This window comes from Brevundimonas sp. NPDC058933 (assembly GCF_049315965.1).
GTDB lineage: Bacteria > Pseudomonadota > Alphaproteobacteria > Caulobacterales > Caulobacteraceae > Brevundimonas.
This window is the reverse complement of record NZ_JBMOSL010000001.1, coordinates 674501-697805: the sequence shown is the minus strand read 5'-3', so window position 1 is coordinate 697805 and position 23305 is coordinate 674501. Positions and strand designations below refer to the sequence as shown.

General features: G+C 64.8%; 18 protein-coding genes and 2 tRNA genes. 12 read left to right on the top strand and 8 right to left on the bottom strand.

Going from position 1 to position 23305, the window contains the following annotated elements:
* The first annotated feature begins 17 nt into the window (after nucleotides 1-17).
* From tig to ACOZBP_RS03270, 5 genes are all read left to right on the top strand, one after another.
* The gene (tig, locus tag ACOZBP_RS03290) at nucleotides 18-1361 is read left to right on the top strand and encodes a trigger factor (RefSeq protein ID WP_422675023.1); all 1344 of its coding nucleotides are present in this window, start codon (nucleotides 18-20) and stop codon (nucleotides 1359-1361) included.
* 166 nt (nucleotides 1362-1527) lie between these two features.
* Nucleotides 1528-2448: a hypothetical protein gene (locus ACOZBP_RS03285; RefSeq protein WP_422675022.1), complete on the top strand. Its 921-nt coding sequence runs from the start codon at nucleotides 1528-1530 to the stop codon at nucleotides 2446-2448.
* A 103-nt stretch (nucleotides 2449-2551) separates the two neighbouring features.
* Complete coding sequence (locus tag ACOZBP_RS03280) at nucleotides 2552-3193, top strand: ATP-dependent Clp protease proteolytic subunit (RefSeq protein ID WP_003165321.1); 642 nt, start codon at nucleotides 2552-2554, stop codon at nucleotides 3191-3193.
* 145 nt (nucleotides 3194-3338) lie between these two features.
* Nucleotides 3339-3839, top strand: coding sequence for a cytochrome b (locus tag ACOZBP_RS03275; RefSeq protein ID WP_422675020.1), 501 nt, complete (start codon nucleotides 3339-3341; stop codon nucleotides 3837-3839).
* A 44-nt stretch (nucleotides 3840-3883) separates the two neighbouring features.
* Complete coding sequence (locus tag ACOZBP_RS03270; RefSeq protein WP_422675019.1) at nucleotides 3884-4204, top strand: hypothetical protein; 321 nt, start codon at nucleotides 3884-3886, stop codon at nucleotides 4202-4204.
* A gap of 8 nt (nucleotides 4205-4212) precedes the next feature.
* Here ACOZBP_RS03270 and ACOZBP_RS03265 read toward each other — a convergent pair whose 3' ends face one another.
* Nucleotides 4213-4860, bottom strand: a complete 648-nt coding sequence (locus tag ACOZBP_RS03265) for an HAD-IB family hydrolase (protein ID WP_422675018.1) — start codon at nucleotides 4858-4860, stop codon at nucleotides 4213-4215.
* Between the two features lie 193 nt (nucleotides 4861-5053).
* Here ACOZBP_RS03265 and clpX point away from each other — a divergent pair, with 193 nt between their 5' ends.
* From clpX to ACOZBP_RS03245, 4 genes are all read left to right on the top strand, one after another.
* On the top strand, nucleotides 5054-6322 hold the full coding sequence (gene clpX, locus ACOZBP_RS03260; protein ID WP_422675017.1) for an ATP-dependent Clp protease ATP-binding subunit ClpX: 1269 nt from the start codon (nucleotides 5054-5056) through the stop codon (nucleotides 6320-6322).
* Nucleotides 6323-6676: 354 nt separating this feature from the next.
* Nucleotides 6677-9076 (top strand): endopeptidase La, encoded by a 2400-nt coding sequence (gene lon, locus ACOZBP_RS03255; RefSeq protein WP_422675016.1) that lies wholly within the window; start codon nucleotides 6677-6679, stop codon nucleotides 9074-9076.
* A 115-nt stretch (nucleotides 9077-9191) separates the two neighbouring features.
* On the top strand, nucleotides 9192-9470 hold the full coding sequence (locus ACOZBP_RS03250) for an HU family DNA-binding protein (RefSeq protein ID WP_422675483.1): 279 nt from the start codon (nucleotides 9192-9194) through the stop codon (nucleotides 9468-9470).
* 41 nt (nucleotides 9471-9511) lie between these two features.
* Nucleotides 9512-9588: transfer RNA gene (locus ACOZBP_RS03245), tRNA-Val, on the top strand.
* Between the two features lie 59 nt (nucleotides 9589-9647).
* Here ACOZBP_RS03245 and ACOZBP_RS03240 read toward each other — a convergent pair.
* On the bottom strand, nucleotides 9648-12953 hold the full coding sequence (locus ACOZBP_RS03240) for an autotransporter outer membrane beta-barrel domain-containing protein (protein ID WP_422675015.1): 3306 nt from the start codon (nucleotides 12951-12953) through the stop codon (nucleotides 9648-9650).
* Nucleotides 12954-13257: 304 nt separating this feature from the next.
* Between ACOZBP_RS03240 and ACOZBP_RS03235 the strand changes: the two genes are divergently transcribed.
* Entirely contained in the window at nucleotides 13258-14508 is a 1251-nt protein-coding gene (locus tag ACOZBP_RS03235) for a glycosyltransferase (protein ID WP_422675014.1), read from the top strand.
* A 103-nt stretch (nucleotides 14509-14611) separates the two neighbouring features.
* On the opposite strand, the gene ACOZBP_RS03230 is transcribed toward ACOZBP_RS03235, so the two are convergent.
* From ACOZBP_RS03230 to ACOZBP_RS03220, 3 genes are all read right to left on the bottom strand, one after another.
* A tRNA-Asp gene (locus ACOZBP_RS03230) sits at nucleotides 14612-14688 on the bottom strand.
* A 99-nt stretch (nucleotides 14689-14787) separates the two neighbouring features.
* Nucleotides 14788-15330 (bottom strand): GNAT family N-acetyltransferase, encoded by a 543-nt coding sequence (locus ACOZBP_RS03225; protein WP_422675013.1) that lies wholly within the window; start codon nucleotides 15328-15330, stop codon nucleotides 14788-14790.
* Nucleotides 15327-17549: a S9 family peptidase gene (locus tag ACOZBP_RS03220; RefSeq protein WP_422675012.1), complete on the bottom strand. Its 2223-nt coding sequence runs from the start codon at nucleotides 17547-17549 to the stop codon at nucleotides 15327-15329. Before ACOZBP_RS03220 ends, ACOZBP_RS03225 begins: the two co-directional genes overlap by 4 nt.
* Before the next feature lie 64 nt (nucleotides 17550-17613).
* Between ACOZBP_RS03220 and ACOZBP_RS03215 the strand changes: the two genes are divergently transcribed.
* Nucleotides 17614-18414: a trypsin-like serine peptidase gene (locus ACOZBP_RS03215; protein ID WP_422675011.1), complete on the top strand. Its 801-nt coding sequence runs from the start codon at nucleotides 17614-17616 to the stop codon at nucleotides 18412-18414.
* A 5-nt stretch (nucleotides 18415-18419) separates the two neighbouring features.
* On the opposite strand, the gene ACOZBP_RS03210 is transcribed toward ACOZBP_RS03215, so the two are convergent.
* Complete coding sequence (locus tag ACOZBP_RS03210; RefSeq protein WP_422675010.1) at nucleotides 18420-20204, bottom strand: acyl-CoA dehydrogenase; 1785 nt, start codon at nucleotides 20202-20204, stop codon at nucleotides 18420-18422.
* Nucleotides 20205-20376: 172 nt separating this feature from the next.
* On the opposite strand from ACOZBP_RS03210, the gene ACOZBP_RS03205 reads away from it, so the two are divergent.
* Nucleotides 20377-21297, top strand: coding sequence for an L-threonylcarbamoyladenylate synthase (locus tag ACOZBP_RS03205; RefSeq protein ID WP_422675009.1), 921 nt, complete (start codon nucleotides 20377-20379; stop codon nucleotides 21295-21297).
* Nucleotides 21298-21300: 3 nt separating this feature from the next.
* Here the strand turns inward: ACOZBP_RS03205 and ACOZBP_RS03200 are convergent, their stop codons facing one another.
* Entirely contained in the window at nucleotides 21301-22329 is a 1029-nt protein-coding gene (locus ACOZBP_RS03200; protein WP_422675008.1) for a patatin-like phospholipase family protein, read from the bottom strand.
* Nucleotides 22330-22471: 142 nt separating this feature from the next.
* Nucleotides 22472-23269 (bottom strand): 3-hydroxybutyrate dehydrogenase, encoded by a 798-nt coding sequence (locus ACOZBP_RS03195; RefSeq protein WP_422675007.1) that lies wholly within the window; start codon nucleotides 23267-23269, stop codon nucleotides 22472-22474.
* Between the last annotated feature and the right edge of the window lie 36 nt (nucleotides 23270-23305).

The following is a 23305-nucleotide window of genomic DNA, read 5'->3' as shown; positions in this document are numbered from 1 at the left end:
GCGTCAGAATCCCGACCATGCAAGTCGTCGAAAAGTCGAACGAAGGCCTCAGCCGCGTGATCGCGGTGACCATTCCTGTCGCAGAGCTGAATGAAAAGCTCGAAGCGCGCATCAAGGAAGTCGCGCCGCAGATGAAGCTCAAGGGCTTCCGTCCCGGCAAGGTGCCGACCGCCCACGTCAAGAAGACCTTCGGCCGTGACTTCATGGGCGAAATCATCAACGCCTCGCTGAACGAAACCAGCCAGAAGGCTCTGGACGACGCCAAGCTGCGCCCGGCCGCCCCGGCCGAGATGAAGCTCATTTCGGACATGGACAAGGTCATCGCCGGCCAGGAAGACCTGGCCTATGAAATGTCGCTGGAAGTCATGCCCGACTTCACCCCGGTCGACCCCAAGACCCTGAAGCTGGAGCGCCCGACCTACACCGCTTCGGACGAAGATCTGGACGAAGCCCTGAAGGAACTGGCCTCGCAGGCCAAGTCCTACGAGGACAAGACCGGCAAGACGGTCAAGGCTGCCGACGGCGACCAACTGACCATCGACTTCGTCGGCAAGCTGGACGGAGAAGTGTTCGAAGGCGGTTCGGCCGAAGACGCCGACCTGGTGATCGGCTCCAACCGCTTCATCCCGGGCTTCGAAGAGCAGCTCAAGGGCGCCAAGGTCGGCGAAGAGAAGACGATCGAGGTCACCTTCCCGGAAGACTACCAGGCCAAGAACCTGGCCGGCAAGGCCGCGACCTTCGACGTCAAGGTCAAGGCCATCAAGGCCGAGACCGAAGCCAAGGTCGACGAAGAGTTCGCCACCCGCATCGGCCTGGAGTCGCTGGACAAGCTGAAGGAACTGCTGAAGGCCAACCTGGACCAGCAGTACGCGGGCGCCGCCCGCTTCAAGCTGAAGCGGGCCCTGCTGGACCAACTGGACGAGGCGCACAGCTTCGACCTGCCGCCGAAGATGGTGGACGCCGAGTTCGAAGGCATCTGGGCTCAGGTGTCGGCTGACAAGGACGCTGGCCGCCTGCCGGAAGAAGACGCCAAGAAGACGGAAGACGAACTGAAGGCCGAGTACCGCAAGATCGCCGAGCGCCGCGTGCGCCTGGGTCTGGTGCTCGCCGAAATCGGCCGCGCCAACAACGTCGGCGTGACGGATCAGGAACTGTCGAACGCCATCATGGCTGAAGCCCGCAACTACCCGGGCCAGGAAAAGATGGTTCTGGACTTCTACCGCCAGAACCCGAACGCCGCCGCTCAACTGCGCGCGCCGATCTATGAAGAGAAGGTCGTCGACCTGATCGTCGGCGTCGCCGACGTCACCGACACGCCGATCTCGAAGGAAGAACTGCTGAAGGAAGAAGACGAGGGCTGATCTCTCTTCTTCGACCTATCCTAAGCAACGAATTGGCCCTCGCGTTCGCCGCGAGGGCTTTTTCATGGGTTCTGACCGATCGTTAATCCAAGCTGGTGCTTTGGCCTCATTCCCGCCGGGTTGATCGGGTCCTTGCTGAAGAACGTTGAAATCTGGAGTGTTGATAATGGCTGGAGCGCTTGCAGCGGGCTTGATGGGGTGGGCGATGTTGGCGTCGCTTCCCGACCAAGGGCCATCGGCGCCCGCCGATAACGGTCAGGCGACGGAACTCGAAGATATCGTGGTGCAGGGGCGACGAATCGATGAGCGGGTCCGCGGCTTCATCGATGAGGTTGTGGCGGCCCCTGCGGGGCGGGGGCCTGCTCGCTGGCGTGACAATATTTGCGTGGGTGTCGCAAATCTACGAGGGGATGCCGCGCAATACCTCGCCGATCGCGTCTCCGAAGTCGCGCTGGACATCGGCCTTGAGCCGGGAGAGCCGGGCTGTCAGCCCAACATTCTGATTATCGGCACCGATGACGGCGCCGGCATGGCGCGTGGTTTGGTGGCGGCTCGTCGCAACGTATTCTGGCCAGGCGGTTCCGGCATGAGCCGAAGCCGAGCCGCGCTGGAGGCGTTTCAGGCCAACGACCACCCGGTCCGCTGGTGGCATATCAGCCTGCCTGTCGATTCTCAGACGGGGACTCTGGCCGTACGTTTGCCGGGAGAGAACCCGCCGACGGTCGCCAAAACGACCTCGGGGCGCCTTCGAACCACCATCCGAAATGACCTGGGCCGCGTCATCATTATCGTGGACATGAGCAAGGCCGATGGCCTGGACCTGCGTCAGATCGCGGACTATGCCGCCATGGTTGCTTTTTCGCAGGTTGATCCAGATGCGGACACCGAAGATTACGACTCCATTCTGAGCCTGTTTCGCCGGCCGGAGGCCACGCCGCACCTGACCGAATGGGACATGGCCTATTTGAAGGCCCTTTACAGCGCTGAGTTGAATCAGTCGTCGGCCACGCATCAGGCCGGCGAGATCCAGGGACTGATGGCGCGGGATCAGAAGCGCGCCCAAGAGGTGGTCGCCGAGACTCATTGATTCCCATGGGAGCGTTGGCCTTGCGCCGCGTGGCCAGGGTGATGATATCTTGGGGGCTAGGGTAGCGGCAGCGAGTCGCGCCGACAGATTCGAAAAGGCCTTTATGCGCGATCCGATCGACTACATCTCCAACAACCTGGTGCCGATGGTGGTGGAGCAATCCAGCCGCGGTGAACGGTCGTTCGACATCTTCTCGCGCCTGCTGCGCGAGCGGATCATCTTCCTGACCGGGCCGTTCGAGGACGGCATGGCCTCGCTGATCTGCGCGCAGCTGCTGTTCCTGGAATCGGAAAACCCGAAGAAGGAAATCAGCATGTACATCAACAGCCCCGGCGGTCAGGTGACCTCGGCGCTCGCGATCTACGACACCATGCAATACATCAAGTCGCCGGTCTCGACTGTCGTCATGGGCATGGCCGCCTCGGCCGGCTCGCTGATCCTGACCGCCGGTGAAGCCGGTCAGCGCATCGCTCTGCCGAACGCACGCGTGATGGTCCACCAACCCTCGGGCGGCTTCCGCGGCACGGCCTCGGACATCGAGCGTCACGCCGAGGACATCATCGCCACCAAGCGTCGCCTGAACGAAATCTACGTCCAGCACACGGGCCGGACGTACGAAGAGGTTGAGCGGACGCTGGACCGCGACCACTTCATGACGGCGGAGGAGGCCAAGGCCTGGGGCATCGTCGACCACGTTTATGACAAACGCACCCAGGCCGACGACGACGGCGTGAAAGCTCCCTAAGACTCGCCTGGCCGGGCTGCGACAATTTGCGAGGCGGGGTCTGGCGACGGATTCCGCCTCGAATCGTGTTTGACGACCTGAAGCTGGACAGGAGCAACAGGCCATGGCGGTTCAACTGGGCGATAACGGGTTCAGATACGGTCTCATGACGAGGCTGTTGCACTGGTCGATGGCGGCGCTGCTGGCCTGGCAGTTTGCAGGCATGGGCGTGAAGCTGATCGTCGGCAAGGCGCCGATCACAGCCTTCTGGGTCGGCTCGCACAAGAGCATTGGCCTGGTGCTCCTGCTTCTGTTGATCGTCCGCGCTGTGTGGGGGCTCTATAATCTGAGGGTTCGCCCGGCCCATGGCGGCGGATTCTGGGGGAGCGCGGCGCTGGCCGGGCATCTGGTGCTCTACGCGCTGATGTTGATCGTCCCCGCGTCGGCCCTGTTGCGTCAGTATGGTTCGGGCAAGCCCATGGAGTTGTTCGGACTGCCGTTCATATTCGGCAGCGGCGTTGAAACGACGTGGATGACGGCGCCGGCGAACGCCTTCCATGGTTTGGCCGCTTGGGTGCTGCTGGCTGCGATCTTCGGCCATGTCGTCATGGTCTTGGTCCACCGCTTTGTCTGGAAGGATGAAACCACTGCGCGGATGATGGGCTAACGGCGGGTCTAGGCTCCCTGAAGCTTTGTGCTATCACGCGCGCCATGCAGTACACACGCGATGCCAGCGGGACCGTCGAGGTCGACGGCGAGATCTACGAGTGGGAAATTCGTCGACAGCCCCAGCCCAAGGGCGGGGGCAAGTGGGAGGGCCTGGGCATCAGCCTGCGCCTGAAGGATTTCAAGCGCGAGGCGGTTATTCAGTTTCCCATGCCCATGCGCGCGAACGGACGACCGGATCTGGAAAAGCAGCGCGTCAATGTTGACGCCGTCCGCAACGCCGTGACGTCAGCAATGGAGGCGGGCTGGAACCCGACCTCGCGGGGCAAGGCCATGGTCTTCGACGTGGACGCCGACGGCCACTAAGGCGGTAGTCAGGGACGGCCGGTGAACGCCCGGAAACCCTTCTCCTGGGCCATTGCGATCATCTCTGTGTCTCCTGAGGTGTCGCCATAGGCGGCGACGAGCGTCATGTCTTCGCCATATGCGGCGCGCAGGCGGCGCACTTTTTCCTCGCCCCGGCAGTTCTCGCCGGCGAAGGCGCCGGTGACGCGGTCCTGCGCATCGAACACCAGTTGCGTGCCCAGCAGGCCCTCAGCCCCCAGGCGACGGGCGAAGGGGGCGACCGTCGTTTCCGGCGAGGCGGTGACAATGACGCGGTGCGCGCCCTTTTCGCCCCAGGCCTTCCAGCAGGCGAGGGCGTCCGGGCGCATGAAGCGGTCCCAGACCTGATCGGCGTAGCGTTCGGCCTCGGCCTCCAGCGTGGCGCGCTCCACGCCGCGCAGGAATTCTCGCACCGAGGCGGCCTTGATCCGCCCCCGATCCCGGTCGCTGATATAGGCCGCTAGCGCGGGCGCCATCCTGGCCAGACCAACGGCCCAGCCTGCCGCGCCCGCCCGCGAGCGCAGGAAGGCGGTGAAGCTGTCGCGAATCGTCAGCGTGCCGTCAAAGTCGAACGCGACGATGGGGCGGCCCCCGACGGGGGGCTGGCGAAACGAATGTGCGGCGCCCATGTCAGACATCAGCCGTGATCCCCATAGAAACTGTCCTGTCCGTCCCTGTAAGCGCATTGTCGCGTCGCAACAGGGTTGTGGCGGAACGTGTGATGGGTGATTGTCTTTTTTTGAAGACCTTCGTGCATAGATTCACGGATCAATGACGAGGTAAGCGCCTTTCGTCCCATGTCGGGGCGGATCGCGGGAGTGAGAAGGGTCTATGACCAAAGCCGCCGGCACAGACGCAAAAAGCACGCTCTACTGCTCATTCTGCGGAAAGAGCCAGCACGAGGTGCGCAAGCTCATCGCCGGACCGACGGTGTTCATCTGTGATGAATGCGTCGAGCTGTGCATGGACATCATCCGTGAAGAGCACAAGATCGCCTTCAAGACGACCAAGGACGGCGTTCCGACTCCGAAGGAGATTCGCGACGTCCTCGACGACTATGTGATCGGCCAGAGCCACGCCAAAAAGGTGCTGAGCGTCGCCGTTCACAACCACTACAAGCGCCTGAACCACGCGACGAAGAACAACGACGTCGAGCTGGCCAAGTCGAACATCATGCTGATCGGCCCGACCGGCTCGGGCAAGACGCTGCTGGCGCAGACGCTGGCGCGCATCATCGACGTGCCGTTCACGATGGCCGACGCCACGACCCTGACCGAAGCCGGTTACGTGGGCGAGGATGTCGAGAACATCATCCTGAAGCTGCTTCAGGCGTCGGACTACAACGTCGAGCGGGCCCAGCGCGGCATCGTCTACATCGACGAGATCGACAAGATCTCTCGCAAGTCGGACAACCCGTCCATCACCCGGGACGTGTCGGGCGAAGGCGTGCAGCAGGCCCTGCTGAAGATCATGGAAGGCACGGTCGCCTCCGTGCCTCCGCAAGGCGGGCGCAAGCATCCGCAGCAGGAGTTCCTGCAGGTCGACACCGCCAATATCCTGTTCATCGTCGGCGGCGCCTTCGCCGGTCTTGAAAAGGTGATCTCGGCGCGTGGGGCAGGGGCCTCCATCGGCTTCGGCGCCAAGGTCAAGGAAATCGACGAACGCCGCACGGGCGATATCCTCAAGGGCGTAGAGCCCGACGATCTGATGCGCTTCGGCCTGATCCCCGAGTTCATCGGTCGCCTGCCGGTTCTGGCGACGCTGGAAGACCTTGACGAGGCGGCGCTGGTCACCATTCTGACCGAGCCGAAGAACGCGCTGGTCAAGCAGTACAAGCGCCTGTTCGAAATGGAAAACGTGACGCTGACCTTCACGGACGATGCTCTGTCGTCGGTGGCGAAGAAGGCGATTACGCGCAAGACCGGCGCCCGCGGCCTGCGTTCGATCCTGGAAGGCATCCTGCTGGAGACCATGTTCGAACTGCCGACCTACGAAGGCGTCGAGGAAGTCGTCGTCAACGCCGAGGTGATCGAGGGCCGCGCCCAGCCGCTGCTGATCTATTCGGAAAGCTCGAAGAAAAAGGCGGACGGCGCCGCCTGACGCAGACTTCTGTCGGAACCAAGGGGCGGTCCGGCCACGGATCGCCCTTTTCCGTTCCTGCCCTGATGAAATGGCGCCACAGACGCTGATGGTGAAGATTCGCCCTCTGGGTGCGGTCGAGACACGAACTGACCCGTGGCCAGTGGGGCACAGAACAGGGCGTCCAGCTTCACAACCATCTCACGCTTCTGTGGGCCTTACGCCCGCTACGCTTGAACACAGCGTGCGCAGCGCCACATACTGATACGAAAGCCGCCAGAAACGGCGGGCTGAGTCGAAGCGTCCAGGCATTCGCGCGGGGGCGGTTCGGTTCGGTGGGCTGGAGATCCACGAAAGCCCTGGAAAGTACGCATCATGACCGAGAGCAAAATCCTCCCCGTCCTGCCGCTGAGAGACATCGTCGTCTTTCCGCATATGGTCGTGCCGTTGTTCGTAGGACGCGAGAAGTCCGTGCGGGCGCTGGACGAGATCATGAAGGGCGACAAGCAGATCCTGCTCGCCACCCAGAAAAACTCCGTCGATGACGACCCGGCGGCGGACGCCATCTATCAGACCGGCGTTCTGGCGACGGTGCTGCAACTGCTGAAGCTGCCCGACGGCACCGTTAAGGTGCTGGTCGAAGGCAAGGGCCGAGCGCGCCTGACACGCTTTACCGACCGCGTGGAATATTACGAGGCCGAGGCCGTCGAGATCGCCGATGAAGAAGGCGACGCGTCACAGAGCGAAGCCTTGCTGCGGGCGGTGATCGAGCAGTTCGAAAACTATGTGAAGCTGAACAAGAAGGTCCCGCCTGAGGCCCTCAGCTCCATTCCCCAGATCAGCGACCCGTCGAAGCTGGCGGACAGCGTGGCCGCCCACCTGTCGGTGAAGATCGCCGACAAGCAGGGCCTGCTGGAAACCATCGATGTGCCGGCGCGTCTGGAAAAGGTCTACGGCCTGATGGAGGGCGAGATCAGCGTCCTTCAGGTGGAGAAGAAGATCCGCTCGCGCGTGAAGCGCCAGATGGAGAAGACCCAGCGCGAGTATTATCTGAACGAGCAGATGAAGGCGATCCAGCGCGAGCTGGGTGAGACCGACGACTCGCGCGACGAACTGCTGGAACTCGAAAAGCGCATCCGCAAGACCAAGCTGTCCAAGGAGGCGCGCGCCAAGGCCGATGCGGAGCTGAAGAAGCTGCGCAACATGTCGCCGATGTCGGCGGAATCGACCGTGGTGCGTAACTACCTCGACTGGCTGCTGTCCGTGCCGTGGGGCAAGGCCAAGACCAAGCCCATCGACCTGCAGAAGGCCGAGGACATCCTCGAGGAGGACCACTACGGTCTCGAGAAGGTCAAGGAACGGATCATCGAGTATCTGGCCGTCCAGGCGCGCACTGGCAGCCTGAAGGGCCCGATCCTGTGCCTGGTCGGACCTCCGGGCGTCGGCAAGACCTCTCTGGCCCAGTCCATCGCCAAGGCGACGGGACGTGAGTACGTCCGCATGTCGCTGGGCGGCGTGCGCGACGAGTCCGAGATTCGGGGCCACCGCCGGACCTATATCGGCTCCATGCCCGGCAAGATCATCCAGTCGATGAAGAAGGCCAAGACGACCAACGCCTTCGTCCTGCTGGACGAGATCGACAAGCTGGGCGCCGACTGGCGCGGCGACCCGTCCTCGGCCCTGCTGGAGGTGCTGGACCCGGCGCAGAACTCGACCTTCGGCGACCACTATCTGGAGGTCGACTACGACCTGTCGCAGGTCATGTTCGTGACCACGGCCAACAGCCTGAACATGCCTCAGCCCCTGATGGACCGGATGGAGATCATCCGGGTCAGCGGCTACACTGAGGACGAAAAGGTCGAGATCGCCAAGCGTCACGTCCTGCCGAAACAGCTCAAGGACCACGGCCTGAAGGAAGGCGAGCTGATCGTTCCGGAAGAGACGATCCGCGACCTGATCCGCTACTACACCCGTGAAGCCGGCGTGCGTTCGCTGGAACGCGCCCTGGGCGGTCTGGCCCGCAAGGCCGTACGCGAGATGGCCAAGACCCAGGCCGTCTCCATCACTGTTGATGCGGCCAAGCTGGCCGAGTACGCCGGTGTGAAGAAGTTCCGCTATGGAGAGACGGACGCCGAGGATCAGGTCGGCATCGTCACCGGCCTGGCCTGGACCGAGTTCGGCGGCGACATCCTGACCATCGAGGCGATCAAGATGCCCGGTCGTGGTCGCATGACCGTGACCGGCAATCTGAAGGAGGTGATGAAGGAGTCGATCTCCGCCGCCGCATCCTATGTCCGCAGCCGCGCCCTCAGCTTCGGCGTCAAGCCGCCGGTGTTCGAGAAGACCGACATCCACGTGCACGTGCCGGACGGCGCCACGCCCAAGGATGGTCCCTCGGCCGGCGTGGCCATGACCGTGGCCATGGTCTCGGTCCTGACCGGCATCCCGATCCGCAAGGACATCGCCATGACCGGCGAGATCACCCTGCGCGGCCGGGTCACCGCCATCGGCGGCCTGAAGGAAAAGCTGCTGGCGGCGCTGCGTTCGGGCGTGAAGACGGTGCTGATCCCTCAGGAGAACGAGAAGGATCTGGAGGAGGTGCCGGAGAACGTGAAGTCGGCGCTGGAGATCGTGCCGATCTCGACCGCCGACGAGGCGCTGAAGTGGGCCCTGACCGGCACGCTGACGCCGGTGGAATGGGACGAGGCGGCCGAGCCGTTGCTGCCCGCGCCGCAGGGGGCGTCGACCCAGGACGGAACCGCCGTCAGCCACTGAGGCCGACGACCATCTGACCGACAGCGCGCGGCCCGGGGCAACCCGGGCCGCGTTGCTTTTGACGTCAGCGTCAGGAGGGCCTTAAGTGCGCCCAGGGAAATTTGCTGGGGAGCAGATAATGAACAAGACCGAGCTGATCGGCGTCATGGCCGAAGCGGCGGGCATCAGCCGCGATCAGGCCAGGCTGGCGCTGGAAGCCTTCACCGACAATGTGACCGCTTCGCTGACGCGCGGGCGCGACGTGCGGCTGGTCGGTTTCGGCAGTTTCATCGCCGTCGAGCGCAAGGCCGGGACCGCCCGTAATCCGCAGACCGGCGAGGCCATCGCCCGCCCCGCCTCGCGCACCGCCCGCTTCCGGGTTGGGGAAGGATTGAAAAGCGCCTTGAACGGCTGAGCGGACGCAGGCATTAAGCGCGCCTGACGCACACGTCATGAGGGCGGCTAGCTCAGCTGGTCAGAGCATCTCGTTTACACCGAGAGGGTCGGCGGTTCGAACCCGTCGCCGCCTACCATCACTAAAAAGGCCGCCGGGCGAATCCGGCGGCCTTTTTGTTGGTCGGATTGGATCCGATCAGAACTTGAAGCTGGCCCGCAGCAACAGGGTGTAGCGGACGTAGTCCTCGAGCAGTTCTGCGTCGCCTGTGATGGAAAGCATGCCCAGGTCGTTGCCGACGTTCAGGCGGAAGCCGAGAATCGGGCCGCCGCCTTCGATGCTGGCCGGATCGAGCGTGAAGGCGTCGCCGCCCGAGGCGAACCGGGCGATCGTCGAACCAGCGTCCACCGAGAAGTTCTGGCGCCAGCCTGCACGAATTTCCGGGCGGATCCAGCCGTCCTTGCCGAAGCCATAGCCAATGTTCACGGCGGCGACGCCGGAGAAGATGTGGCTGTCGCGTTCATCGATATCGAGATCGAAACCGTCGCCGCCGCCCTTTTCGCTGCGCGCCTCTTCGTTCAGCGAGAAATACTCGCCGTAGATTTCAGGACGGATGTTCACACGACCGAAGTTGCGCTCGTAGGAAGCACCGCCAGCGGCGGCCAGGGTGAAGCCGTGCCAGTCGGACTCGTTCTTCAGATTGAGACCCTCGGCGACCAGTTTCCGGGTCGCGTTGAAGGAGGCGTATCCGCCCGCCGCCCGGGCCCAGGTCGTCCAATACTGGCCTTGCGCGCGCCAGTAGAGGCCGAGTTCGAGCAGGTTGGCCGAGAGCACTTCTTCGGCAGCGGCCTCGGGGTCTTCAAGGTCGGATGAGGTGAAGGCCGCAGTGATGCCGACGGCGCCCATGCTGGTGCCGCGCTCGACGCCGCCCGCGACGCCGAAGCCTTCCGAACGGAAGCCGTAAGAGTCGGTCTTGTCCTTGTCGGCGTAGAAGTTGATTTCCTGAACCCAAGCGCTGGTCTCGCCGGGCGCCGCAGAAGCGTTGCGGCCGGACAGGGCGCGAGTGACGGCGTCAACGCCGCTGGCCAGCGAGAGCAGGGGGCCGCCTGAGTGGTCGGGCAGCATCTGCTCGTAAAGGTCGAAGAAGCCGTCGCGTCCGGTCTGGCCGAGAACGGCGTTACGAATGGCCTCGTTATCGTCGAGGGCGGCATAGATCGAATCATAGGCCGAGGCTTCGACGCTGATCATGCCGGCTTCTTCGGCCGTGCGGCGGCGAGCATCGATGTAGACGTCGCCTGCGGCGACGTCAGCGCCTGCCTTCACCACAAAGGCGTAGGGTGAGTTGGCCTGAACCGCGTCGGTATCGATGGCGCCGACGTTGAGTGTGTTTGCGTCGATGATGGTGAAGCGGGTCGGATCTTGAAGCAGCGAATTGAAGCGCACGCCCAAACCGGCGCCCGTGGCGATATTGGCGGCGCCATTGACCTTGAAACCGCTGTTACCGCCGGCCGCAGGATCGAGCGTGACGATCAGGTCGCCGTCGGCGCCGAGATTAAGGTTGCTGATGGTCGTCACGCCGGATTGGCGAGCGTCGAGGGTGCCTTTGGAAATATCAATATCCAACAGGCCGTCGGTATTGGCGATAGCGCCGCGGACAACAGCGCCGCCCGTGATCGACAGGCGATCAGCGCCGGCTCCGAATTCGATATTCCCCTGAACCACGCCGTTCTGGATATCGAGAAAATCGGCGCCCGATCCCAGCTTGATGTCGCCGAAGGTGGAGGGTTCCCGGGAATCCGTAACGCCGTCGCCATCGGTGTCGGGATCGGCGGTTGTCGGCGTTCCGGCAATGCCTTTTTGGGTGAAGGTGACGCCGGACGAATTGGCGCTGACGTCGATGGCGGTGGAACTTCCTGTAATCGGGTCGCCGGCGGCGTTTGCCGAGACATTGGCCTGGATGGACCGGGTGTTGGTGATCGACGTCAGGCTGCCGCTCAGGTCTGCGATAGCCGTTGTGTTGGCCTTGCCGCCGCCTGAGGTCGCCGCGATCACGCCGTCATTGTTGAGCGACGAAACATTTGCGCCGGACTCGATCCGAATGGCCGTGACCTGATCGGCAGCATCGGTGGCCGAAGCCGCGCTGATGGTGCCGGTGTTGATCATGGCCGGCGTTGTGGCTCCGGCGGCAAAGCGAACAGCCGTGGCGTCGGCGTTGTTGGCCAGAACGGCGATCGAACCTTCGTTCCGCACGCCGCCATCGATCGTGACGGCCTGACCGCCGGCCACGCCGAACTGAAGCGCCGTCGGGGCGACGTCGTCATAGACGCCGATGCCGAAAATCTCGCCGCGATTGACGAAACCGTAGGCGTTGTTTCCAGTGCCGGCGATGCCGAGGGTTACGGCGTTGGTCGTCGACCCCACAACCACGCCAGGCGCTGCGCCATAAGACGTGACCTTGGCGGTCGTTTCGTTGGCGTCGGGCAGGCCGTCTCCGTCACGGTCCGGGTCGTCGCGGTTCTTGATGCCGTCGCCATCATCGTCCTCATCGCCGTTCTTGACCTTGTCGTCGTCGTCGTCGCCTTCAATCCCACCGGATCCGTAGGTGGGGCCGGTGTCGAATAGAACGCCCTTGGAGGCGTCGGCTCCGATGCTGACGGCGGGACCGCCCTGAAGCAGGTCGTCGGCGTCAAGGTTTTCCAGGAAGAGAACTTCGGCCGGCACCGTTCCGCTGGTGGGCTTGTTGTTCGGTCGGGTGGTGTAGCGATAGCCCGTGGATGTGATCGTGCCCTGAATGTTGAGGCGTCCATCGACAGGCCCGTCTATGACCACCCCCACGGCGTTCTCACCGCGGGCGGTCACAGCGCCGAGAATGTCCACGTTGCCTGTCACCGGTCCGGTGACGCTGATCCCGCGGGTATTGTCGCCGGTGACGGTGACGTTGCCAAAGCTGGTCAGATTGCCGACCAGAGGCGCCTCTATCGACATGCCGTAGGAATTGTTGCCCTCAACCAGAATCGAGCCGCTCGATTCTAGGAGGATATTGCCGGTCTTGGCGCCAGGAGCCGTGACCCGCACGCCGTAGCGACCCGTGCCGGATGCGAAGGGACCATCGAGGTCGCCGTCCTTGTCGGTGTCCTTGTATTCCTCGATGTCGTCGGAGATGGAGATCGTGCCGCCGATGGTGATCGGGCCAGTCGTTCCGCCTTGCGCCAGAATGCCGGTCGCGCCGTCTGCAGCCTTTGCCATAGTGATGGACGAGCCGCTGTCCATGTCTACGCCGTGGTTCGAATCGATCGTCACGGCCGCACCGCTGGTCACAGCGATCGACCCGCCGCTCGCGAGGCGGATGTTGTCGGGCGCAGTCCCGGTAGCAGTGGACGTCGAGATCGGCGTGGTGCGCGCCGTCGAAATCACGGTCTCGGGCGTCGGCGTCGTTTGCGCCTGGACGCCCGCAGCGGCCATCAAGGGGGCGATCGCCACAGCGGTCGCGAGTAGAATACGCATTAGATAGAAACCCCTCGAGGACACACGCGCAAGGACGCCGATCGCCCGTTTAACAGGGTCGACGACACCATGCCCCAAGTTTCTCGAATTTGAGGCGAATGCAAGGCCATGGGTAGGTTGTCGAAGCTGAACGGGAGATGAAAACTCTCGTTTCAACGCGTCGCCGTCGCGGTTGTGAAAATGGGTGCTTGAGCGGAGCAGTTTCCGGCGCTACGGCCGATTCATGGTGAGTTCCAAGCGCGCGCGTCGCATCCAAAGTCGAGTCGGTCGCGTTGCGGCCTCGAGTTCTGGAAAGGCTGTCTCAATGAGCATGAGCGATATCGACGTTCAGGAAAGCGAACTGCGTCTGTTTCCTGGCCTGGACGAAGAAGTCGCTGAAACCCTGAGGGTGTTGAAGGCCTCGACCTCCGATCCACGACCGCGGCTAGTGGACACCACCATGCTGTTCGCACCGCGCTCAGGCGGGGTGAAGCGCTATCTGCTGTCGAAGAAGGCCTGGCTGGAGGCTAACCGTCCTTCGGTGGCCCATACCCTGGTCGTCCCAGGCGTAAAGCATAAGGCGGGCGGAGACGGCATTGTTCAGCTTCACGCGGCCAAGCTGCCCTTTGGCGACGGCTATCGCTGGCCCAGCTCTGTGCGCCGCTGGGGGGCATGGGTGGCGTCGATGAACCCTGCAGTGATCGAAGCCGGAGACCCCTATACGCCCGGGCAGGGAGCACTGGAGGCGGGTCAAAGGGCGGGATGCCCGGTCGTAGGATTTTGTCATTCGGACCCCGCGGGTCTTGCCGCGCTGCATTTCGGCGAATGGGCCAAGAAGCCGGTCGAGAAGCGCTGGGCCAAGCTGTTTTCGCAGTTCGACCGTGTCGTATCGCCCAGCCGCTTCATCGCGCAGCGGCTGGAGGAGGCGGGCGTCGGCGGCATCGTGATTCGTCCTCTGGGTGTCGAGATCGACACCTTCCATCCCGACCGCCGGGACCGGGACTGGCTGCTGAAGAAGCTGGGGCTGGGCGCCGACGCGCGTCTGCTGTGCTTCGCCGGACGTCCGGCCAAGGAGAAGAACGTCGACGTCCTGATCGACGCGGTTCAACGTCTGGGCGCACCCTATCATCTGGTGCTGGTCGGGGCGGGGGCAGGAATGCCGCCCGAGGATCGCGTGATCTCGCTTGCCTACGAAAAGGATCCCAAGGCCGTGGCGCGGATCATCGCCAGCTGCGATGCCTTCGTCCACGCCAACGACAAGGAACCATTTGGTCTGATCGTGCTGGAGGCCATGGCCTGCGGACGTCCTGTCGTCGGGGTCAACGCCGGCGGCGTCGCCGAGACGGTCGATCAGAGCGTCGGGCAGTTGGCCCGGTCGGCCGACCCTGCGGATTACGCCGAGGCGATCGAGGCGCTGTTTGCACGGGACGTCGAAGCCTTGGGGCAGGCGGCTCGGGTCAAGACCGTTGAACAGTTCGCCTGGAATCGGGTCTTTGAGGACCTGTCCATGCTCTACGGCGAATTGAGCAGTCGCCCCGAGTTCGTCATGCCGCAAGAGATCGCGCCGCTGAACTAGCGGCGCAGATTTCCAACGCGGAAATGGTTCGAATCACCAGGTGCTAATCGGGAAGATCTCTAACGAGGGCGGGGGCGCGCCATTCTCTTGTTCTTGAAGAGAATGGCGCGAGTGACGGGACTCGAACCCGCGACCTCCGGCGTGACAGGCCGGCACTCTAACCAACTGAGCTACACCCGCATTCCCCTCCGCGAGGAGGAGAAGGGCGGATTAAGGGCGACTCATGTTCCGGTCAAGCGCAATGTTCCGAGCGAACGAAAATATCTGCAAATTCAGCTTCTAGCGCCCGCAATCCAGGCCGACGGCGTCTGGTGGGGAGCTTGCGCCCTGACCCAGAGCCTTCTGCATGAAGACCACGTCGCGCCAGGCGTCGAACTTCCATCCCGCCGCCTGAAAAATGCCGGCGTGTTTGAACCCCGCGGCGGCGTGCAAGGCGATGGAGCCCGCGTTGGCGCTGTCGCCGATCACCGCCACCACCTGACGCATCCCCAAGGCCTCGCAGGCTACTAGCAGGGCGTCGAGCAGAGCCTTGCCGACGCCACGCCCCCGGAATGTCTCGGCCACATAGATCGAGTCCTCGACCAGAAACCTGTAGGCGGCGCGCAGTCGGTAGGGGCCGGCGTAGGCGTAGCCGGCGACCTGGCCGTCGACCTCGGCGACCAGCACCGGCAGCCCAAGCGATGCGGGCCCGGCCAGCCGGGTCTTCATCTCGTCAGCGGTCGGGACATCCAGCTCGAACGTGCCCGTGCCGTGCAGCACGCTCTCGGCGTAGATGGCCGTGACGGCCGCCAGATCGGTCTCTCTGAACGGCCGAACGATCACGCCTTTTCCCAGCCCTTTTCGACAGCCCAGACAGCGAAGGCGTAGTCGTGGGCGACGTCCTTCAGATAATCGAAGCGGCCCGACGAGCTGAAGTGGCCCGCCGTCATGTTGATCTTCAGCAGGACCGGGTTGCCTGAGGTGGTCGCTGGCCGCAGCTTGGCCACCCACTTCTCGGGTTCCCAATAGGTGACGCGCGGGTCGGACAGGCCGCCGGTGGCCAGCACCGCCGGATAGGGCTTGGCCTCGATCTGATCGTAGGGGCTGTAGCTGTACATGTAGTCGTAGGCGGCGGCGTCCTCGATCGGATTGCCCCACTCAGGCCATTCCGGCGGCGTCAGCGGCAGGGAGGTGTCGCTCATGGTGTTGATGACGTCGACGAAGGGCACGCTGCCGATCACCCCGGCCCACAGATCGGGCCGCATGTTGGTGACCGCCCCTATCAGCAGGCCGCCCGCCGAGCCGCCCTGGGCCACGATCTTGCCCGCCGTCGCATAGTTGCGCTCGATCAGGTGTTCGGCGCAGGCGATGAAGTCGGTGAAGGTGTTCTTCTTGGTCATTCGCCGGGCGTCCAGGAACCAGTTCCAGCCCTTGTCCGAGCCGCCGCGGATGTGGGCGATGGCGTAGATGAAGCCCCGATCCACCAGCGACAGCCGATTGGTCGAGAAGCTGGCCGCCATGGGGATGCCGTAGGAGCCGTAGCCGTAGAGGAGCAGGGGCGCCGAGCCGTCGACCGGCGTGTCCTTGCGGCGCAGCACCGTCACCGGCACCAGCTGACCGTCCGAGGCCGGGGCGTTCAGGCGTTCGACCACATAGTCCGCCGGATTGTGGCCGGAAGGGATCTCCTGAACTTTGCGCAGGGTCCGCTCGCGCGTCTTCAGGTCGTAGTCGTAGGTTGATGTCGGCGTGGACGGCGAGTTGTAGCCATAGCGCATGACCGTGGTGTCGAACTCCGACGCGCCGCCCAGCGACAGGGCGTAGGCAGGTTCGTCAACGGCGATCTCGTGCTCGGCGCCGGCGCGGTCGCGGATGACGATCTTCGTATTGGCGTCGGCGCGCTCCTGACGACCCAGATAGTCCTTCACCAGGGCCACGCCCTCGATGAAGCGGCCCGGCGTGTGGGGGATCAGGTCCTTCCAATTGGCCTTGGCCGGGGCGTCGGTCGGCGCCTCGACCACCTTGAAGTCGATGGCGTCGTCGGCGTTGGTGCGGATCACCCAGCGGTCGCCCCAGTGGTCCAGATCATAAAGGCGGCCGACGTGGCGCGGCTCGACCACCACGGGCGTCGCGGTCGGGGTCGCGCCCGGAATGATGCGGCCTTCCGAGGTCTCCTGATTGCCGATGCCGATGATGATGAAGGCGTCGTCCGAGGTGCGGCCGACGCTCTGGAACATGCCGTCGTCGGTTTCCTCATAGACCAGGGTCGTCTCGCCGCCGCGCGCCGGGCGGCGGAAGATCTTGTCCGGGCGGCCGTTGTCGTCGCGGTTGGTCCAGAAGATCCACTGGCTGTCCGGCGAGAAGGTGAAGTTCTCGGTCGCCGAAACGATGGGGTCGGGCAGGACCTCGCCGGTCGCCAGGTCCTTGACGTAGATCTTGAAGACCTCGGAGCCTTGGGCGTCCTCGGCATAGGCGAACAGGGCATGGTCGGGGCTGTGTTCAACAGCCGAGACCTCCGAGTAGGCCTTGCCCTCAGCCAGCGCATTGCAGTCCAGCAGGAGCTGAGGCGTCGGGGCTTTGATGAAGTTCTTGGTCACGGGCTGGCCGTCGACCATCCAGGTCCCTTGGCGCTCGACCCGCATATAGCGCGGGTGCTGCTCGCCGGTGCGATACTCCGTGTAGTATTCCCAGTCGCCGTCGGCGGCGGGGACCGAGCTGTCGTCCTCCTTGATGCGGCCCTTCATCTCCTCGAACATCGCCGCCTGCAGCGGCAGGGTCGAGGCCATCATGGCCTCGCGATAGGCGTTCTCGGCGGTCAGGTGCTCCTTGACGTCGGCCTTGATCAGCGAGGGGTCGCGCAGCACGGCCTGCCAGTTGTCGTCCTTCATCCACTGATAGTCGTCGACGCGGACGCGGCCCAACTGCTCAATGCGGACGGGGACCTTCTTGGCGACGGGCGGTTGGGGCAGGGACATCGAGGCTCCGGTAGTCGAACGGGCGAATGCAGGGGAGGCAGCGGCGAGGCCGACGGCGGCGGTCGAGGCGATCAGTTCGCGGCGATTCATGGATATGCTCCCCGATGGTTCGGCGGGACCTTGTGCCCGAGAGCCGGCGACGTCAAATGGCGGGATGATCGTTCAGGATGTTCCGCCCGCACCGCCCGCCGCCGTTGTTTCGGCTCCCTGGGACCTGACCGTGGGCATGATCAACGCCACGGTTCAGCTGGATCAGCCCCTGAACGAAAGTTCGCGCAAGGTCGGCACGGGTTTTCTGATTTCGGCGCCCAGGCCCGATGGGACCCCGCGCGTGGTTTTGGTGACCGCCGCCCATGTGCTGAATGTCATGCCGGGCGCAGAGGCGCGTGTCGGATGGCGGACAGCCGAGGCGGATGGCGCCTGGAAGTTTGCGCCCGCGAACTTGCCGATCCGCGACGCGGCGGGGGCCCCGCTGTGGACGCAGCATCCAGAGCGGGACGTAGCGGTCATGGAGATCACCGCCCCCGCCGCCTTTGCTCAAGCCGCCATTCCGCTTGGCTGGCTGGCGGACGAGAACACCTTCGAACAGTGGCGTGTAGGGCCGGGCGATGAACTGATGGCGCTGGGTTATCCGCACGGGTTGTCGGCCAACAAGGCGGGCTTTCCGATCCTGCGGCTGGGCCGGATCAGTTCATGGCCGCTGACGCCGATCCGCCACTTCCCGATCTTCCTGCTGGATTTTGCGGTGTCGCAGGGGAACTCGGGCGGACCGGTCTTCTGGACGCCCGCAGTCGATCGCCTGCCGGGCGCGCCCACGCCCGATCATCCCTACATCGCCGGGGTGTTGGTGCAGGAGGTTCAGGGAGGCGGCGAGGGGCTGGAACTGGGCGTCGTGGCCCACGCACAGTATGTGCGCGAGGCGATCGCCCTGCTGGATGCGCCCGCCCGGCCCTAGAACCCTTACCCTGCCAGGGCTTCGGCGCTCAGGCCCTGCAGAAGCTCACCGCCCTGACCCACGGCGGCCAGGCGGCTGGAGGCGTGGCCCAGGACGTTGGCGGCGTAGAGGTCGTAGAGGTCCAGCTTGCCTTGCAGCCACACAGGATCGCCATTGCCGGCGTCCAGGCGGGCCTTGGCGGCCAGCGCGCCCTTGGCCAACATCCAGCCACCGACCACGTCGCCCAGAAGCTTCAGATAGGCGTCGGCGCCCGCTAGAACGTCGGCGGCGCCGTCAGCGGCGGCCTTGCGGTCCAGCAGCCAGAGCGTGGCGTCCTCGACGGCTTCGATAGCCGTGGCGAAGCGCTCGACCGGCTTGCCGACATAGAGGCGGTCGATGTCGATCAGGGTGGCCTTCATGTCGGCGATCAGGGCGTGGGCCGACTCGCCGCCGTCCATCGACAGCTTGCGGCCGACCAGATCCATGGCCTGGATGCCGTTGGTGCCTTCGTAGATCGGAGTGATGCGGGCGTCGCGATAGTATTGGGCCGCGCCGGTCTCCTCGATGAAGCCCATGCCGCCGTGGACCTGAACGCCCAGCGAGGCGACTTCGCAGCCGACGTCGGTGGACCAGGCCTTGGCGATGGGGGTGAACAGGTCCTCGCGGCCCTTCCACGCCTTGCGCTCTGCCTCGGTGGCGGCGTGCCTGGCCAGGTCGGCGGCGACGCCGGTGGACAGACAGATGGCGCGGGCGGCGGCGATCTTGGCCTTCATGACGCCCAGGGTGCGGCGCACGTCGGGATGGTCGAAGATCGGGGCGTTCTTTTCGCCAGTCCAGACGCTGCGGCCCTGACGGCGGTCCAAGGCATAGGCGAGGGCGTGCTGATAGGCGCGCTCGGCGATGCCGACGCCCTCGACCCCGACGGCCAGACGGGCGGCGTTCATCATCACGAACATATGGGCCAGGCCCTCGTTCGGACGGCCGACCAGTTCGGCGCGGGCGCCCTCATAGGACATGACGCAGGTGGGCGAGGCGTGGATGCCCAGCTTATGCTCGACGCCGACCGGGTGGAAGGCGTTGCGTTCGCCCAGCGAGCCGTCAGCGTTGACCGCGAACTTGGGCGTCAGGAACAGGCTGATGCCCTTCGGCCCCGCAGGTGCGTCGGGCAGGCGGGCCAGGACCAGGTGGATGATGTTGTCCGTGGCGTCGTGGTCGCCCCAGGTGATGAAGATCTTCTGGCCGTTCAAGGCATAGGTCCCGTCGCCGTTCGGCGTGGCCGTGGTGGTCAGGGCGCCAAGGTCCGAACCGGCGTGCGGCTCGGTCAGCACCATGGCGCCGGTCCATTCGCCGCTGACCAGCTTGGTCAGATAGGTGGTCTTCTGGTGCTCGGTGCCGACCGCTTCCAGCACCTCGATAGAGGCCAGCGACAGCATGGGGCAGAGGCCGAAGGCCATGTTGGCGGCGTGGACGGTTTCATAGGCCGCCAGCTCCAGCGCCTTGGGCAGGGCCTGGCCGCCGGCCTCGACCGAGGCGGTCAGGCCCGTCCAGCCGCCTTCAGCGAACTGCCTGTAGGCGTCCACAAAGCCGGGGGCGGCGGTGACGGCGCCGTCAGCGTACTTGGCGCCGGCCAGGTCGCCGGGACGGTTCAGCGGGGCCAGCACCTGTTCCGAGAACTGACCGGCGGCCTCCAGCACCGCGCCCATGACGTCGGCGTCGTAGTCGGGAAAGGCGCCCGTGGCGACGACCTGATCGATGCCGGCGACGGCTTCCAGGGCGAAGGCGAGGTCACGGACGGGGGCGCGGTAGCTCATGGCGGTCTCCAGAATCTTCAAACTGCTTCTGCCGCCCGAGGCGTCGCGGATGCAAGGGCGCTTGGACTTTGGTCTTGGTTCCTTCACTCTGTGACCCAGTGCCGTCGCGGAAGGAAAGACCCTTGGCTGAACCTCGAAATCGCAACTTGCTTGTTTCGGGGCTGCATCGGCCATGAAGGGCGATTCCCCCGAGATCGCCGCCGAGGCGTTGAAGACCGGGCGACTGGTCATGCTGCCGACCGAGACGGTCTATGGCCTGGCGGCCGATGCGTCGAACCCGCAAGCGGTGGCGCGCATCTTCGAAGCCAAGGGAAGACCCCGATTCAACCCCTTGATTGCACACGTCGCCAATGGTCTGGACGCCGAGGCCATCGCGGTCTTCGACGAGCGGGCGCGGGCGCTGGCCGAGGCCTTCTGGCCCGGCCCGCTGACCATAGTGGCGCCGGTGCGGGACCGCGAGCGGGTCTGCGATCTGGCGCGAGCCGGTCTGGACAGCGTGGCCGTTCGCGTGCCGGGCCATCCGCGGGCGCGAGCGGTGATCGCAGCCTTTGGCGGCGCCGTGGTCGCGCCCTCGGCCAATCGTTCGGGACGGCCCAGCCCCACGACCTTTGAACATGCGTTGGAAGAGACTGGTCACGCCGTGGGCGCGGCCGTGGACGGCGGGCCGTGCGCGGTTGGCGTGGAAAGCACGGTCGTCTCGGTGCTGGACGGCGTCGTCGCCCTGCTGCGCCCCGGATCGGTGACGCGCGAGGAGATCGAGGCCGTGGCCGGCCCGCTGGCCGAGAGCGGGCAGGGGCATCGCTCGCCGGGCCGGCTGGCCCTGCACTACGCCCCCGACGCTCCGGTGCGGATCGAGGCCGAGGCGGCGAAGGAGGGCGAAATCCTGCTGGGCTTTGGCTCTGGCGTGGGAGAAACACGCTGGAGCTTGAGCCCGACGGGCGACCTGCGCGAGGCGGCGGCCAATCTGTTCCGTCTGCTGCGTGAAGCAGACCGGACCAGGCCTGGCGGCATCGCCGTGTCGCCCATCCCGCACAAGGGGCTGGGCGAGGCCATCAACGACCGGCTGCGCCGGGCTGCGGGTTTTGTCGGCTAAAGGCTAAAGAAAGCGCGCCTTCAGATCGACGCTGGAGGTTTCCCCCACCTGCGGCGCGCAGCTTTCCAGCCATTGTTCCGCCGCCTGACGCCCGCGTGACTTCAGGTCGTTGAGGAAGCTCCATTCCGTATCGAACTTGGTCGATAGCGACAGGCTGCCCAGCCAGTCGTCGACCTCGATGGCGTGCATCCGGACAGCGCGATGGCTGTCCTCGTTGCGGCTGAGTTTGCCTTCTGCGATCAGGTCCTGAACGAAGCCGACGGCGCGCAGTTCGGCGACCAGAGGCGCGTTGAACAGGATCTCGTTCAACCGATCCATGATCTCGCCCGCCTCGCGCGGCGCCTCCTCGCGCACGAAAGGATTGAGCGGCAGCAGCAGGATGTCGTCCGGCGTGTCGGCATAGAACAGCGGCCACAATGCCGGATTGGCCAGGTAGCCGCCGTCCCAATAGGGCTCGCCCTCGATCTCGACCGCCTGGAACAGGTGCGGCAGGCAGGCCGAGGCGAGCAGGACATCGGGCGTGATCTCAGGCGTTCGGAACAGACGCGACCGCCCGGCGCGGACCGCCGTGGTCGAGACGATCAGTTGGATCCTGGACCCCCGCACAGCCTCGAAATCGACGGCGGTTTCCAGAACGCGCTTCAGCGGATTCAGGTTGAAGGGGTTGAAGGAATAGGGGCTCATGGACATGGCCAGGGTCTCGCCCGCCTTCCACATCGGGCTGTCCTTGAGCCAGCCGGGCGTCAGGGCCTTGGACCAGATGGCGCTGTCGCCGAAGACGTTGCGGCCGCCGGATTGATTGACCTCGCGCCACAACTTGTCGAGGGCTGCGCGGCCGCCCCTGGCGCCGTCCTGTTCCAGTCCGGTGATCAGGGCCGCGGCGTTCATCGCGCCCGCAGAGGCGGCGGTGACAGCGCGGATGTCGAGGATGTCGGCCTCCAGCAGCCGATCCAGCACGCCCCACTGAAAAGCGCCGTGCGAGCCGCCGCCTTGCAGCGCCAGGCAGATGGGGTGACGTTTCAATCCAGGCACTCAAAACCCTCCGTCATCCCGGCCGAAGCGTAGCGAAGAGCCGGGACCGCAAGAAGCGCCGCCGCCGGAATAGTCGTGTCTTGAGCGGTCCCGGACAACGGCTCCGCTGTTTCCGGGATGACACATGAAAAGCCTTGGCGGCCTACTGCGCGGTCCAGCCGCCATCGACCGAGAAGTGCGCGCCGTTGGCTGAGGCGCCCAGGTCGGACACCAGATAGAGGAAGATGCCCGCCAGTTCGTCGGTCGTGACGAAGCGCTTGGTTGGTTGCGAGCCGAGGATGACGTTCTTCATCACGTCGTCCGGCGTCATGCCGCGGGTACGAGCCTGATCCTCGATCTGTTTGGTGACGATGGGGGTCTCGACGAAGCCGGGGCAGATGGCGTTGCAGGTGATGTTCTGCTGGGCCAGTTCCAGAGCCACCGTCTTGGTGAAGCCGATCACCCCGTGCTTGGCGGCGACATAGGCCGACTTGAACGGGCTGGCGACCAGGCCGTGGGCTGAGGCGATGTTGACGATGCGGCCGCGTCCTTGCGCCTTCATGATCGGGATCGCCGCCTTGGTGGCGTAGAAGGTCGAGGACAGGTTGATGGAAATGATCGTTTCCCACTGGTCGGCGGGGAAGCTCTCGACAGCCTCGACGTGCTGGATGCCTGCGTTGTTGACCAGGATGTCGAGGCGACCCAGCTCGCGATGGGCCGTGGCGACCATATCGGCGATCTGATCCGGCTGGGTCATGTCGGCCGGATGGTATAGGACGCGCACGCCGGTCTCGGCCGCCAGATCAGCGCGGGTCTGTTCGATGACAGCCGGATCACCCAGGCCGTTCAGCACCACGTCGCCGCCGCATTGCGCGACTGCGCGGGCCAGCGCCAGGCCTATGCCGGAGGTCGAGCCGGAGACGACGGCGACCTGGCCCTGGAGATCGTTCATGGCGAACATGCGGTGACAACCTGTGGAATAGCTATGCTGCAACGC